Source organism: Vibrio sp. T20, from assembly GCF_007858795.1.
GTDB lineage: Bacteria > Pseudomonadota > Gammaproteobacteria > Enterobacterales > Vibrionaceae > Vibrio > Vibrio satsumensis.
In genome coordinates this window covers 14,992-29,708 of the sequence record NZ_VFEB01000121.1, presented here as the reverse complement: position 1 = coordinate 29,708, position 14,717 = coordinate 14,992, and the positions used below count along the sequence as shown (strand labels likewise).

Genomic DNA, 14,717 nt, shown 5'->3' with positions numbered 1-14,717 from the left:
TTATAGACATTGTGCTCCTGCACTTAAGAAATATTCGTAAGTTTCGTCGAACAGTGCCTCTTGAGGGAAATAAAACACTACGCCATCTCTACCTCTTGTCATCAGTACCCGGTAACTATTAAGCTTAATTTGAAAAGGGTTTTGAACATTTCTATTGCCTTTATGAAGAACCCAGCCACTGCCATTGTAGAGAAAGTCTTTCGCCCAGATTAGCACTGGCATATCAAGCTCTAACCCCTGGCAATCAAACTCACTAATTGTGCGCTGGAAACTACAACACGATGTCGAAGAACTAACGTCATCATGGAACCATGGGCCCAATGGTTGTTTGTTATACTTGATGTTGTCTGACGAACTTAACAAGCCATACTTCTTGTTGGTGTTTTGATATCTATTGAGACAGTATCTTTTGGCTTTTTCCAAATTTCTGGTTAGATAGATATTAAAACCGTCTTTAATCGTCTGCTTAGCCAGCGCAACATCCGGCTTATCATTCAAAACACCTTCCACCCACTTAGGATATAAACTTGCGCTATGAGCTCGTAAAGAGTGATCTAAATTTAGCAATGGGTTTACTCGAACACGATTACTGCTCATGAATTGAAAATGATGCTCTAACGCTGGTGGGCAAAAAACAATCCAAGGCTCTTTACTACTTTTCAAAGCATCGCACCAAAGAGAAATACCCACTTCTTCACCTACATAAATCTCTTGCCCCTCTCCAACTAGAGCGACATAGTGACAAGGCGTTTTATCTTTATCTTTATCTTTATCTTTATCTTTATCTGCGATCCTGATGATGCAAGAAGGCTCCGACATTTGGTAATTCTTGTTTTTATTTTCGTCCCACATCCTCTGGGCTTCATCAAAAACAACCAAATTAGTATGAGGGGTTGTACGTGACTTCATATATTCGCGTTTAAAGTCCTTCAACGCGCGAACAAACGTTTTGTCATCAAGAGCATATTGCAAGACATCTACCAGCGGGCCATTCCCAGATAGAAACTGGCCTCTTTTGTTCCTGTGTACAAACTCCAAACCCAGCAACGTCTTCCCTGCTCCAGGAACACCAGTAACCAGGGTCAATACACTCGCCCGGTTTCTATTTCCTTCACTCTCAACCCAAGCAGTTACTTTATCCAACTCATCAAGCGCTTCATAAATCCCTGCACTCTTAGCACTCTTTAGCTCTTCTATTGGATTGTTTTGAAATATCTCTACCGCTGCATCTACTAAATTAGGTAATGGCGCATAGGGCGATTCAAGCCACTGTTTTAAATCCGTGTTAGTAGGAGCGCCCGTTAAATACTTATCAAGAAAGGCTTTGAGTTTATCGCTAGATAGGATTGAGATATTACTTTCGATATCCATTAATTTACCGGTGGATTGAGTCAAAACCAAACCGGCAATCACCTCTAGCTCGGCGCTTTCATGATGGTAATTACAGAGATCTCGATAATAGCCGCACAGCTGATCATAATCCGCTCGCTGATAGCGATCCTTCATTTTGAATTCTAAAATGAATAGCTTATTTTCGACTAGAAGCAGAACATCGGGTCTTCGCCCTCCTTCCATTGGTAGAGCATACTCAAAAATAATATAGCCATCAGATTGGGCACGATTGGAGAGTTCTTGCTGAAGATGATGAAAACAATCAACCCAAGCTCGTTTCTGAAGTTCACCGAGCTCCAAGCCAGGGAAGTTCTCACCAAACTCAGAACACATATTGGCCAACCAGTTTTCTTCTTGTTCTTGAAGAAAAACATCAACCCTATTTGCATAGCAATAAGTCATTCACGGTCCTCTTCAGTTTGCTTGCAACTTTGTAACAATGGGAACATCAGCTTCAGCCCAATCTAAAGAAGTTAGTTCATCGAGATTTAACCACAATGCTTCAATATGCTCAGTAAGTACTATCTTTCGGTTTTCGACAGGACATAAGTAAGCGTGCATCGTGATATGAAAATCAGGGTAAGTATGTTCAACCGTCATGACATAATCTACATGTTTGATATTCAGATGAAGCTCTTCCTTCAACTCTCTTTTAATGGCTTCTTCTCTCTGCTCACCTACTTCCACTTTCCCGCCGGGAAATTCAAACTTCTCATGGATATAAGCTAACTTTGAAGGACCGCGCTGAACACATAAAGTTTTGCCTTCATGTTGAATAATGGCGGCCACTACTTCTATGTTTTTTACCAAACTAACCTCAAATCAATAATCATGCGTTTTGTAGCCTAGGGACGAACACATACGTACTTTCAAAGGCTCCAATAACAACCGTTAAAACTTAGTTCACCCAATCCAAGTGGTTTTCTTCAAACACCTCAACACCCTTTTGACGAATACGATCGATCCAGTCCTCTGCTTTATTTACACCAACACCGAAATAATTAACTGCCGCCTCTTTTACCACTCGATGTTCATTGCGAATCGTCGTCGGCATTAATGCACTGTCATCAGTGTTTATGCATACAGGAACAGAACCGTTACGCAAACCAAACTTGTTGAACTTTCCACCATCCTCTAACCAAGATTCTTCTGGTGGGTGCCAGCGGTAAATCGGGTGTTCATGATAGTGTTTGAAGCGACCAATATAGATATTGGAAGTCGGGCAAGCTTCTAAAACAATCCCCTTAACAGCGTAACGCTCCATTAAAATATCTTGGATTGCTTCATAAAGCTTAATTTCAACTTCAGAGATAGAGTCGAAAAGCTGACAATGATTTTTATATCCAAAAGTATCGCTGCCTTTCAGCTCTGAACAAATTGCGACAGTTTGGTCATAGTTCACCTCTTTTTTCTCATTCGAGAACAGGTACTGACTCCACAGCTTTTTCTGATTAGCGGTATGCTTTGATTCTAAGTCAGCTTTATCTATTACCCAGTCTTCCTGAAGCGAGTGTACTTGGGAAACGTCACTCCCACTTTCATCAGTATCCAAATTAACATTTAAAGGGCAATTTCTTCTAAGCAACCAAGCGCGATAAAGGTCATAAGGTGAAACGTCTTCGCCATAAACAACCTTGCTCCAAAATTGAATTTTCTGTTCAAGCAGTGGTAAAACACCCGTAAATTGGGCGCTAAGTTGTAGCACTTCAATTGCTTTTTGGTGAGCCCATACCAGATTATCTAAATGCTCCCCTACTGGCAGGTACGCTGTTTGCTGACGCTTTAACCATTGGCGAGGATTAACCCCTAAGGCCAAAGCATGGCCAATGCGATCACCTTGTTGGAAATCACAAAAAACAACCGCTTCATCAATATTACGTAAACCGGTTAATAGGTGACTAAAATCTTCTCCTGCATGAACCGTAAGAAACGGTCGCTCTATACGAGTACCAAACATACCTTGGCTTGAAAACTTCGCCGATCTCAACACACGTAATACAGGAGCAAACACTTCGATAGGTAGATGGTTTTCATTTCCAGCTACATCGAAACCTCTAATGGCCTTACGCAAATCAAAACTAAGCTGCTCTGCCGTCAATTCTATTGGGATAAGACTATCTTCATGGGCTACTGAAGACATGAACTGCACTAATGAACGCGCCATTTTAAGATGTCGTAAGCGTACCCTTTCTTGTCGTTTGTCTTCACGCTTTCCAGATCGAGTAAAATGAACAACAAAGTGTGCATTGTCAGCTGCATTTTCCTGATAAAACTGTTCTAAATATTCTCGTACATCTGGGACTGTTTTCACGAGATTGCGAGAATTGAGTAGAATATTAGGGCCCACTCTAAACTCACGCACTGTATTACTCATGTCAGCGCGTAGTGATTGCTGTGAAAACTGCATCGCCTGCTTGGGTGTAGCACCCTTACGATGTTTAAACCTAAAAAAGTCTACAAATTGTGTCAAACCAACTCCCGACACAATCATGTAATTACGGAAAATATTAGAAACCCGAATAAACTGTTCTAACCGTGGGTGCTCTTCACCACCAATACCGTGTAACAACGCCACACAGAATTCAATCCAAACCGTTGCATTACCATTTATACGGGAGACTGCATTCTTAGCTATTTTTTGTGCTTGAGTGTCGGTATTGCTTGTTTGTAGTAAAGCGATACCTTGGTGATTATTTGCAATCAGTGTTGAGTTTAGTGGGATTGAACTTGTACCAACTGAACGATCAAAAAGTGAATGACAAAGCTTATTACCCAGACTGTTGACCCAATAAGGCAAGTTATCTTTACTCAGTTTGCCACTTTCAAAAACTGAGTATTCCGATCTTGTCGGCCAGTTAACTTTTCCGTCTGACTTTTCAAAAAATAGTGCAAAACTGAGTAGTGAATTACCTGTGTGACCGTGTCCACCTAAATGGATATGGTTATCCGCAAATTTTTTAATGACTGGTTTCTTATGCAACGCAACAGGACACTGGCTCAGAGCTATCGCATCTGAAATCTGTTGCGATGAGATATCATTTTTCACCATCAAATCGACATAAGCCTGGGCGATCACCCAGCTACAGTCGACTAATGACACAAAGGTAAGCCATTCATCTAAATGCTCAGTCTTAACTTCAAATCGATCGCCTTGCCATTCTAGGAAGTGTCCAGCAAGCTGAGATAGGACTTGCTGAACAGTTAAGGTTTCCAAATTCAGCCAGTTATAAACTGCTTCAATATCATCATCACGCAACGGCTCTGCAAAGAGAGACTGATAGTCTTTTATAGAATGACTATTAAAACGTTTTGACAACAAAGAGTTCTGTGCTTGTTCAATAGCCTTGTCTGAGCTTAGAAATGAAGCATAAGCTGCAAGTTTTAAGGATAATTCAATCATGATGTATACACATAGTGACGCATGACATCTAAAGCCTTACCTTTAACTGTAGTGCCTTTAGGTTCTATTTCTGGCGTATTATCAATTATTCGTACTACCTTATTTGCCATCTTTAATGCTGTATTAAAGTCATAATTAAACCAGTTTATAAAATCATCTTTATCAAACTTGTTCTGCCCAGAAAAACTTTTTGATGACGCAATCGCTTTGTTCATCAACAATTCAAACTCGTCAGAAGCTTGCTTAGGATTTTGTTTCTTTTCTTGCCACAGCAGCCTATAACTTGGCTTTCTAATCGCTTGATTATCGCTGCTTATTGATACATTCATCTGAAAAATTGGATGAGTTGATAATGCGTTGTAAAAAAGGTTAGCAAGTTCGGCATTTTCGTGTTCACTACTCTTAACTGCTGATATATTCCTTGAAATCGTATTATTTGATTTAAAGAATTTTTTATTGTTCCTTAAAGTATCATAATTATTAGTTTGCGCTGTATTTGCTAGAACAACTTTAACATCATTCATCTGAATCAAAGCAGCGTTATTAACTATATACTCGAATCGACATGCAAAATCACTGAGGTGTTCTTCTTTATATTTCCCACTAGTTAGCTTAGTTTTAAGAAAACTGATTTGCGTGAATACTTGATTAAACATTTTTGCGAAAATAGGCAATAAATTAAGACCATCGATATGGCTGAAAAATGCCTCATTCTCAGTTTTCCAGCGTTCAATACTTCCTACTAACCACTCTAAGACTTCATCATTACTTCCTAAACCGACATCATAATTATCTACGATACTGTCATCGTCATCGAGTTCTAACTCACTGATCTGTTTTGTTATATTTAAAGAAAACACACTATGCAAAGGTGTATCGTACAAAGCTCTAGCTAACTGAGATTGTAAATTCGGACCAACAGAAATAAACGATAGTATTATCAATTCAAAGGCTCTACCTACAAAAATGATTGGCGTAGTATTTGCCAATGCAGAGTAATAATTATTACTGGTATAAATAGCGAGCAAGTGTTCATTCTGATTGCGTTCATTTTCAATAGAACTTTTAGGAATATGAAAACGATTACTATGATAATCGTAAGGAGGCATCGATGTTAGAGTTTTATCAGACTCTAAAATTTTTCGCTCAATAAACTTACTATTTTCAGCCTCACTGATCCTATTAACCGCTTCTACTTGAGTTGAATAAATGTCTCTTTCAGCCCATGAATAGGTACGATTCAATTGTAAAAGAGGATTAAACATTGGTAATTCTCGCAACGAAAAATTTCCTGAATTCCTACGAGAATCAGCAATCAAGTAAGACAAAGAATTTATATATCCTTCAGCATCTTTCTTAGCTTCACTATAAGAGCGAAATGTAGACCACAACATAAAGCCATCTTTTTCATTTAAGTTTGACAATGAAAAAGAACGAACTAATTGAGTTAATTCCCTCGCGGTCTCGGGTATAGGTAACTCATTAGAGTATTGTTGACGATGAAGTAAAAAATAGAACTCATGATAAAATTTATTCATATAAACATATAAACTTTTCTCTTCACCGCTTTCTTTAATATTTAAGCCATTAATGATTCTTACGATACTATTTAATGGTAAGCGCATCTGAGCCGGAAAAACTTTTTTTAGATACTCGTCAGATAAACCCTTTGAAAGCTCTATCCCTGACTGTTGTAAGTCTTGATTAGAGTGCTTTTTGTAAGCGCGATGATCGAAGTCAACATTGATCATCTGCTGATAAAGAGCGACGTCACCACTAACTATTGGGATTATATATGGGCAGCCAAGCAAACGTCTTACATCATCAATCACTTCATGCGCTTTTTGCAGTGACATATCAACATCATCAATCGGTAATACCAAGGCTGAGCACGAAAGGATCTTAATTGCTTCTTCAACATAGCGATGAAAGTTCTTCTCGACTTGAATGCCTGAGTTATAACGCAGAATTTTATCAATACCAGAATGACCATTGAATTCATCTTGTTTACCAAGAGATTCTGATAAGGATTTCAGTGCATTATAAAAAGCAGCTCTATCTGTTGAACTAACATTGTTATCTGAGTTGTGCTCCTCCACTTTACGATAAATTTCAGCCACCACAACATTGGCAAAGCTATCATTATTCATCAACATAGTTGGATCGATAACATCTAAAAAACCGATGTCACTCTCTATGCTCGTCTCTGTTTTATGTTGCCAGATCTTCTCCACATTACGTAGGAATACCGTTTTACCTGAGCCACGTTCACCAGTTAGGAAAATTGAGTTATGCGATAGATTAGTCTTCTTTCGATCTTTTTGTCTTTGTTTGCAGTACTGCTTAGCTGCCTCTAGATTAATCGTTAACTTTTTAACCAAAGAATGCATTGCATCACGCTGCCACAGCTCCCGCTCACCAGCAGATGTAATAAACAAATCATCATATTCGGGCTTGTCTAAATCTAATAAAAAGTCTGACATTTTCTAAACCTACTTCTTTAAACCTTTAATCCAACTTAATGTTGCATCACCAACTGATAAATGGTCGCCAACAATATCTTTTTGCTGTTGTTCGATATTCTTATCTACTAACGTATAGAACTTCTTTTGCAGCGCCTGTTCTTCAATTTCCACCATGAACGGAGCTTTACCTGCGACGTTTAACTCGTGTTCTGACAACAGTCTCTCAATGTGAAAACGAACAGCACGGTTTCTAACCCAAGCCCTGGTATAACCAAAGTATCGATTAGAGCCATAAGACAAAACGAACAAGGTCACACCAACAGTACACATGGCCATGAAAAATAACGGGGAAGAAAAAACGACTGAAACCAAAAGAAAAACGATGAGTAAACTCATGTAAAACTTTAGGTTACACTCATTCCCAGGCTTATTCTGTGTACTTTCATACAAAGAAAATACGATGAGGTACAATGCAGCTGGTATCGTGATAACAATCAACGTAGACACAAAGTCCGAAATAATAGCGTTATTTTCTAGTAGCTTGATCAACAAACAGTCGTCAGATAAAAAGCCATCACTATAAAACTTATTAAGAGTCAGAGCAGAAAAGCTAATAAAGAAACCAACTAAGGCGACTAATGACATTTTCCTAGTCGCCACGTGCTTCTTATAGTTTTTACTCTCGACACCTTTGATAGCACCCTTATATTTATTGATCTGTCCGATTAGTAGTGAACTATCACCGCTCATTAACTCTTACCTTTCTTATAATTCTCAGCCTGCTCTAGCACGCCTTTGTATACATCATCGTTCGCTACTGGTGGGAAGCCGTATTTGTGTAGCAGTAAGATTAGATCCACTTTCAACTTGGCTTTGATATCATCGCGCCCTGCCCAGTCTGGATATTGAGCGACATTGTCTACGGTGGTTTTCATCTCCTTCGCCAGTTCGAGCATTTTGTCATCATCGTAGGTGAAATCGTATTTCTTGCGCATGTGATTCAAGATATCGAGGAACGCTTTCTCTTCTAGGTCGATGCCTAGGTCTTCAAACGAGCCCATTTCTTTCACGATATCAAAGATAATGTCGGTCATTTCTTGAGAGAAGGTATCGAACTCCTCACCATTCAACACATCATTTTCACGACGTTCGTTATACTGCTCCACCAGCGATTGGAAGCGCTTAGAGAAGTTCATGCCTTGTAGCTGGTTGACCTTTTTAAAGTCACTTATCGCCTTCTCTAGTAGCTTTTGAAGCAACTGAATCTTGGTGTTAGGCAACTTAATCTTGTTGATACGAGCTAGGTAATCTTCGTCAAAAATATCGATAGCTTCGGCGTGCTCATCACCAATGGTAAAGATCTCTTCTACTCCATCGGCACGGAGTGCTTCTGCCACTAACTCTCGAACACGCTTATTCATTTGTGCCGTGTCTGGTGCATCACCTTTGGTTAGCTTGAAGATGATCGAGCGCACTGCGATATAGAAGTGAATTTGGTCGCGCTCTTGCTGAGATAACAATTCACTACCACAGCAAACATCATAAGCCGCCTTCATACGGCCGACTAAAGCCATGAATCGGGTTTCGCTTTTCTTGGTTTGAAGAATGTATTCTGCCGACTGATTAAGGCACTCTAGCTGCTTACACGGCTCTCCTGTGTAATAACCTGACGTATCGAACTTGTGGAACATCTGCCTTAACAGATCGAGATGGTTCTTCACCTCAATAACGGAAAAGCGAATATCTTCAAAGTTAGTCTCATCAGCCTTTGAATACATCGCTAAGGCTTGATTCATACGTGACTTGATACCAATGTAATCGACAACGAGCCCTTTCGCCTTGCCTTCAAACTTACGGTTAACACGTGAGATAGTTTGAATCAGGTTGTGTTTCTGCAACGGCTTATCGATGTAGATAGTATCCAGTTCAGGAACGTCAAAACCTGTTAGCCACATGTCGACTACAATGGCTATTTTGAAATTCGACTTAGGACTCTTAAACTGCTGGTCGAGCGATTTTCGATATTCCTTTGTCCCTAGTAGGCTGTACTGATCAGGGTCATCGTCTTTACCGCGCGTCATCACCATTTGCACCATTGCAAGTGGCTTTAACTCTTCTTTCTCTTTATCCGTCAGCTCGACACCATCAATTGATAGCTTTTCCTCAAACCATTCTGGCTTTAAGATTTTGACTTGCTTATAAAAATCAAACGCGATTTCACGACTCGCACAGACAAACATCGCCTTGCCCTTTATCGTAGAACCTTCTTTAACTCGCCCTTCATAATGTTCAACAAAGTCTTTCGCCAAAGCTTCAATACGATCAGGGTCACCAAGGATCGCGTTCATATTGGCAGAAGCTTTCTTGCTCTCTTCTATCTGATGTTCATTGGTGCCCGCTTCTGCGCACGCTTGGTAGTATTTCTCGACCTCTTCAAGCTTGCTGTTATCAAGAATGACTTTAGCGGCTCGGCCTTCATAAACAATACGAACCGTAATTTCATCATTAACAGATTCTGTCATGGTGTAGCTGTCTACTGCATCACCGAATACATCAAGGGTGGCATCGATCGGCGTTCCGGTGAAGCCAACGTAAGTCGCGCTTGGCAGAGAGTCGTGTAGATACTTAGCAAAGCCGTATGTCTCTTTCACATCGACGGCTACACCATCTTGATATTTGATCACCACTTTCTTATCGAGGTTGACCTGTGAACGGTGCGCTTCATCAGAAATACAGATGATGTTTGTACGCTCTGAAAGCAATTCGATGTCTTCGGTGAACTTATGAATGGTAGTCAGGAACACACCACCACTCTTGATGCCTTGCAGCTTGTCTCTTAAATCTTGACGGCTTTTAACTGGCACCACCATCTCATCACCAATGTAATCAGAGGCATTACAGAACTGTTTAGAAAGCTGGTCATCGAGATCGTTGCGGTCGGTAATAAGTACAATGGTCGGGCTTTCAAAATCGATGCTTTTCATCAGTAGGCGAGATAGAAACTGCATGGTAAAGCTCTTACCACACCCTGTTGCACCAAAGTAAGTACCGCCTTTACCACTACCGTATGGCTTACGTTCTTTGTCGATGTTGTAGTAAAGCTTTCGCGCTGCGTAGTACTGTGGGTAACGACAACAGATTTTTATCTCTTTCTTAGAAGTATCAGGGAAGAAGACAAAGTTCTTCACTACATCAAGTAATCTGGTTTGGTTAAACAACCCAGCAATCATCGTATAGAGGGAGTTAATACCCTCTTTTTCGGTAGACTCGTTGCCCGTTACTTTTCGCCATGCGTAGAAGAACTCATACGGCGCAAACAGGTTACCCATTTTATTGTTCACACCATCACTGATGATGCACATCGCGTTGTAGACGAACAGCTTGGGAATATCACGGCGATACCGAACGCAGATTTGCTTCCAAGCATCAAAAATAGTCGCGTCTTTCTCTCGCACGGCACTTTTAAATTCAAACACCACCAACGGCAAGCCGTTCACATAAAGGATACCATCAGGGATTCGAACTTGTTCATCGACACCCTCAATCTCTAACTGGTTGACGATTTTATAGATATTGGTGTCAGTCGCTTCTAACCGATTTGTTTCTAGGTAAGTAACGTTACCTTCAGCAACTTCTCTATCAGCGTTATCTGACTTAGATTTATTCTCTAGCAGCGGGACAAACATCAAGCGCAAGGCTTGTGCCAAATGTCTTGTATCGATTAACTCAATATAGAGGTCTTTCTTTGAGCGATCTTCACGCTTAAACAAGAAGCCATTGATTAGCCATTGGCAGAAGGTTTTATTGCTATGGTACAAATCACTGGCAGGCAACGTTGAGATCATACGAATAATGCTGTCGATTTCGCTCTCGGTTATACCATCGCCTCGGTACTGCTTAGCAAGGTAGCGGCGTAAGTCATCGACAATAAGTACTTGTTCTTTGTCTTCACGCGCTATTTGTTCACCCACTACGTGTGGGTAGCCTTGCTCACCCAATAGCTCAATAATGGCCTGTTCGAGTTTGGCTTCAGTAAATTTTAAGCTCATCGCCTTTTCCTACTGCTGTTTGACGTTGTTTGATGTTTCTTAGTTATTTGAATTTTTACAGAATCTATTCTGTTCCGTTATCGGAAGTGTCTTTGATTCGTCACCTTAGACCTTCACCTTCGTCAGGTTAGAACCTCGCCTTCGTCATCTCAGAACCGAGGAACGAGGTATCAGAGATCTCGCTTTTCATCCACACCAAAAACGAGATTCCTGATAAGTTCGTCCCTCACTTTCTGGAATGACGAAAGGCTACTCTGCGATGGCTATAGCTTGTTCTACTTGCAGGTTTTCTAAGTCGATTTCGCCGGAAAGCAATTTAGGTAGAAGTGTATCTCGAAGCTTTTCAAGGTAACTATTCTCAGCTAAGTTTTGAGCTTTCTTTTCGAATAAAGGTGCAACTAACTGACTAAATTTATCAGCAACTACTAAATCAAGAGCGACCTCAATTGCCATTATTTTCTTAGGAGCTGTATGCTTTACGGTGGAACCTGTCACCCCCCCTAAAACTTCATTTCTGTAACCGCTTGAACAGAAAAATGAATATAAATAGTTTTTGATATCTTGTTCAGTCTTAAGTTCGACTTTACCAACTCGCTGATTATGCAGATAAGTTTTACTTGCACTTTCAGGAACAAAAGCAGGATATCCAAGAGTATCAGCCTGTTTACTCAAGTCCGTCATGGTGACCATCAAGTCTCCCTTAGTAAAGGTGTAGCCATCAGGAATTGGGCCATCGTAATACTTAAGCTTATCTAGCTTTATACCGCCACCAATACGAAAATTTCCGGGTGTTACACAGATATCGTCGGTCTCTTTATCAGAAAAATAAGTCCCTTTAAAAGCGTAACCATGTTTAATATTGATGTAGTTAGATAGAGGTGAAACATCCCAACCTTCAGGAATCAAGCCCAACTCAGACTCAACGAGCTTTTCTGGGAAAAGCGAGGCAGTAGCTGCATCCATCCCTTTTGGTTGTTCGCCATTCATTTTGGCTTTTACAGGGTCAAAGTCGACAAACCAAGATTTGAATAACGTTTGCGCCATTTGCTCTAGGGTTTGGTTTATTTGGTTGTTTAGATTAACCCGCTTTTCAACATCACGAATGGTTTTAGTGATCTGCTCCCTTTCTACAGTTGGTGGAATTGGAATTGGAAGTTCTTTAACATCTTTTAAATTAAGAGTCTTTTGCACAGTCGTATTCAAACGTGAATCTATTAAATGCTTCGAAGGCTTACTTAGCAAAACATACCGCAGCCACTCGCACAATTCAGGCTCTCTTAATCTTACAACGGCTAATGCTCGTGCAGCATTCCAGCCTTTCATCTCTCCTGTAACCAAGACACAATCACCTGGATTACCAACTAAAGTAATCAGTAGTTCTGTTCCATTCAACCGGGTACGTTTATACTCTTCATCAACTTCAGGACTGATACAAAAGTCTGGTTTTCCTAACAATGATCCATTTTTCACATCAGATACTTTTATTAGCGGTACACCGCCAAGTGTATCTTTACCAGGATACATAACACCTACCGAAACGGATTTTGGAGTTTCTAGTAGTTTTTCGATAGTAGTAAAGCTCCAGTGTTCAGGTGCTTTTCCGCCCGCATGTACCCATGAAGCTCGAATACTACAACTCATAACCTAACCCCGCTAGATTCTTCTTAATCTCAGCTTCTAGAGTTGCGGATTCAGCAAATTGCTCTCTCAACTTAGCGGTTATTGTCGCCATTTTCTCATCAAAAGAAATACCATCGCCCTTTTCTTCAGCTGTGCCAACATAGCGTCCCGGAGTCAGTACAAAATCATTAGCCTTAATATCAGCAATGGTCGCTGATTTGCTGAAGCCTGCTTTGTCTTCATACCTCTCGACTTTGCCGTCGCCACGCTCAATACGCGCTTTGAGTTCTGCTTCATCACAACGCCAAGCGTGGTAAGTGTCAGCAATTAGAGCAATATCGTCTTTGGTCAGCTCTTTGTTGGTGCGGCTAATCATGGTGCCCATTTCACGGGCATCAATAAATAGCGTCTCTTTTTGGCGGTTACGGAAACCTTTAGTGGTGTTCTCGGTTTTGTCTTTAGTGATAAACCAAATGCATACAGGGATCTGCGTAGTAAAGAACAGCTGCCCCGGCAACGCGATCATACACTCAACGCGATCGTTCTCGATTAGCTGCTGGCGGATCTCACCTTCACCAGACGTATTTGAGCTCATAGAGCCGTTCGCCAGAACAAAACCAGCAGTGCCTGTTTCACTTAGCTTAGAGAGCATGTGCAAAATCCAACCGTAGTTGGCGTTGCCTGTTGGCGGTGTGCGATAGCCAGCAAAGCGCGCATCATCGGTTAGCTCTGCTTCATTACGCCAACCTTTAAGGTTAAACGGTGGGTTAGCCATGATGTAATCGGCTTTTAAGTCTTTATGCTGGTCAGCAAAGAAGGTATCGGCAGCACGCTCACCCAAGTTACCCGATAAACCTCGAATGGCTAAGTTCATCTTCGCCAGTTTATAAGTAGTGGAGGTCAGCTCTTGACCATAAATAGCGATGTCTTTGGTGCGTCCTTCATGCTCTTTAATGAACTTTAAAGACTGAACAAACATACCGCCCGAGCCACAAGCCGGATCGTAAATCTTACCTTGGTAGGGTTCGAGCATTTCAGCTAATAGTGTTACCACTGACTTAGGCGTATAGAACTCGCCACCACCTTTGCCTTCGGTTGCTGCAAACTTACCTAGGAAGTATTCGTAAACACGACCCACTAAGTCTTCTTCACTCATATCGCATTCGTTCGCCAGCGTATCGATGTTTTCAATGCTGTCGATAAGTGACGCCAGCTTTTTCACTTCCAGGCCTTGGCGCGAGAAGTAGTTGTCTGGCAAAGCGTCTTTCAAGCTTGGGTTGTTTTTTTCGATAGTCGATAAAGCGGTATCAATGATGATAGCGATATCATCTTGCTTAGCGCGCGCTTTAACAAATGACCAACGCGCATCTTCTGGTAAAAAGAAGATGTTGTCTTGTTGGTAGAACTCTTTCATCTCAACAAAAGCTTCTTGCCCGTCGCCTATCATCTTCTGACGGCGTGCTTCAAACTTGTCGCTGATGAACTTTAAGAACACAAGGCTTAATACCACGTGTTTGTATTCAGATGACTCAACACTGCCACGCAGCTGATTAGCAGTATCCCAAAGGGTCTCTTCAAAGCCTTTGGCCACTTTTTTAGCTTTTGACGCAGGCTTAGCTTTTGAGGCGGGTTTCTTGTTAGCAGGTTCTTTTGCCATGTTCTTAATTACTCGAATAATGTAGGACTCTGCTTTCAACCGCAGACTATTGAGGGCGATTATATATGAAATTGAATGAGTTGAATTGATAAAGCTCCGATTTTAGGCGCTTTTTACGTGCCTTAAGGTAAGGA

General features: G+C 40.9%; 8 protein-coding genes. All 8 read right to left on the bottom strand.

Annotation, left to right across the window (positions count from 1 at the left end; translation table 11 throughout):
* Positions 1 to 1,794, bottom strand: coding sequence for a DNA/RNA helicase domain-containing protein (locus FTW16_RS13695; protein WP_146491453.1), 1,794 nt, complete (start codon positions 1,792 to 1,794; stop codon positions 1 to 3).
* A gap of 12 nt (positions 1,795 to 1,806) precedes the next feature.
* Entirely contained in the window at positions 1,807 to 2,202 is a 396-nt protein-coding gene (locus FTW16_RS13690) for a (deoxy)nucleoside triphosphate pyrophosphohydrolase (RefSeq protein WP_146491452.1), read from the bottom strand.
* Positions 2,203 to 2,290: 88 nt separating this feature from the next.
* On the bottom strand, positions 2,291 to 4,792 hold the full coding sequence (gene rdrB / locus FTW16_RS13685; RefSeq protein ID WP_146491451.1) for an antiviral RADAR system adenosine deaminase RdrB: 2,502 nt from the start codon (positions 4,790 to 4,792) through the stop codon (positions 2,291 to 2,293).
* Complete coding sequence (locus FTW16_RS13680) at positions 4,789 to 7,275, bottom strand: hypothetical protein (protein WP_146491450.1); 2,487 nt, start codon at positions 7,273 to 7,275, stop codon at positions 4,789 to 4,791. The genes rdrB and FTW16_RS13680 overlap by 4 nt, the downstream gene beginning before the upstream one ends.
* Positions 7,276 to 7,284: 9 nt before the next feature.
* Positions 7,285 to 8,007, bottom strand: coding sequence for a hypothetical protein (locus FTW16_RS13675; RefSeq protein ID WP_146491449.1), 723 nt, complete (start codon positions 8,005 to 8,007; stop codon positions 7,285 to 7,287).
* Complete coding sequence (locus tag FTW16_RS13670) at positions 8,007 to 11,306, bottom strand: type I restriction endonuclease subunit R (protein WP_146491448.1); 3,300 nt, start codon at positions 11,304 to 11,306, stop codon at positions 8,007 to 8,009. Before FTW16_RS13670 ends, FTW16_RS13675 begins: the two co-directional genes overlap by 1 nt.
* A 249-nt stretch (positions 11,307 to 11,555) precedes the next feature.
* Positions 11,556 to 12,947: a restriction endonuclease subunit S gene (locus FTW16_RS24775; protein WP_146491447.1), complete on the bottom strand. Its 1,392-nt coding sequence runs from the start codon at positions 12,945 to 12,947 to the stop codon at positions 11,556 to 11,558.
* Positions 12,937 to 14,583 carry a type I restriction-modification system subunit M gene (locus tag FTW16_RS13660; RefSeq protein ID WP_222433360.1) on the bottom strand — a complete coding sequence of 549 codons (1,647 nt, stop codon included), beginning with the start codon at positions 14,581 to 14,583 and terminating at the stop codon, positions 12,937 to 12,939. The genes FTW16_RS24775 and FTW16_RS13660 overlap by 11 nt, the downstream gene beginning before the upstream one ends.
* Positions 14,584 to 14,717 lie beyond the last annotated feature (134 nt).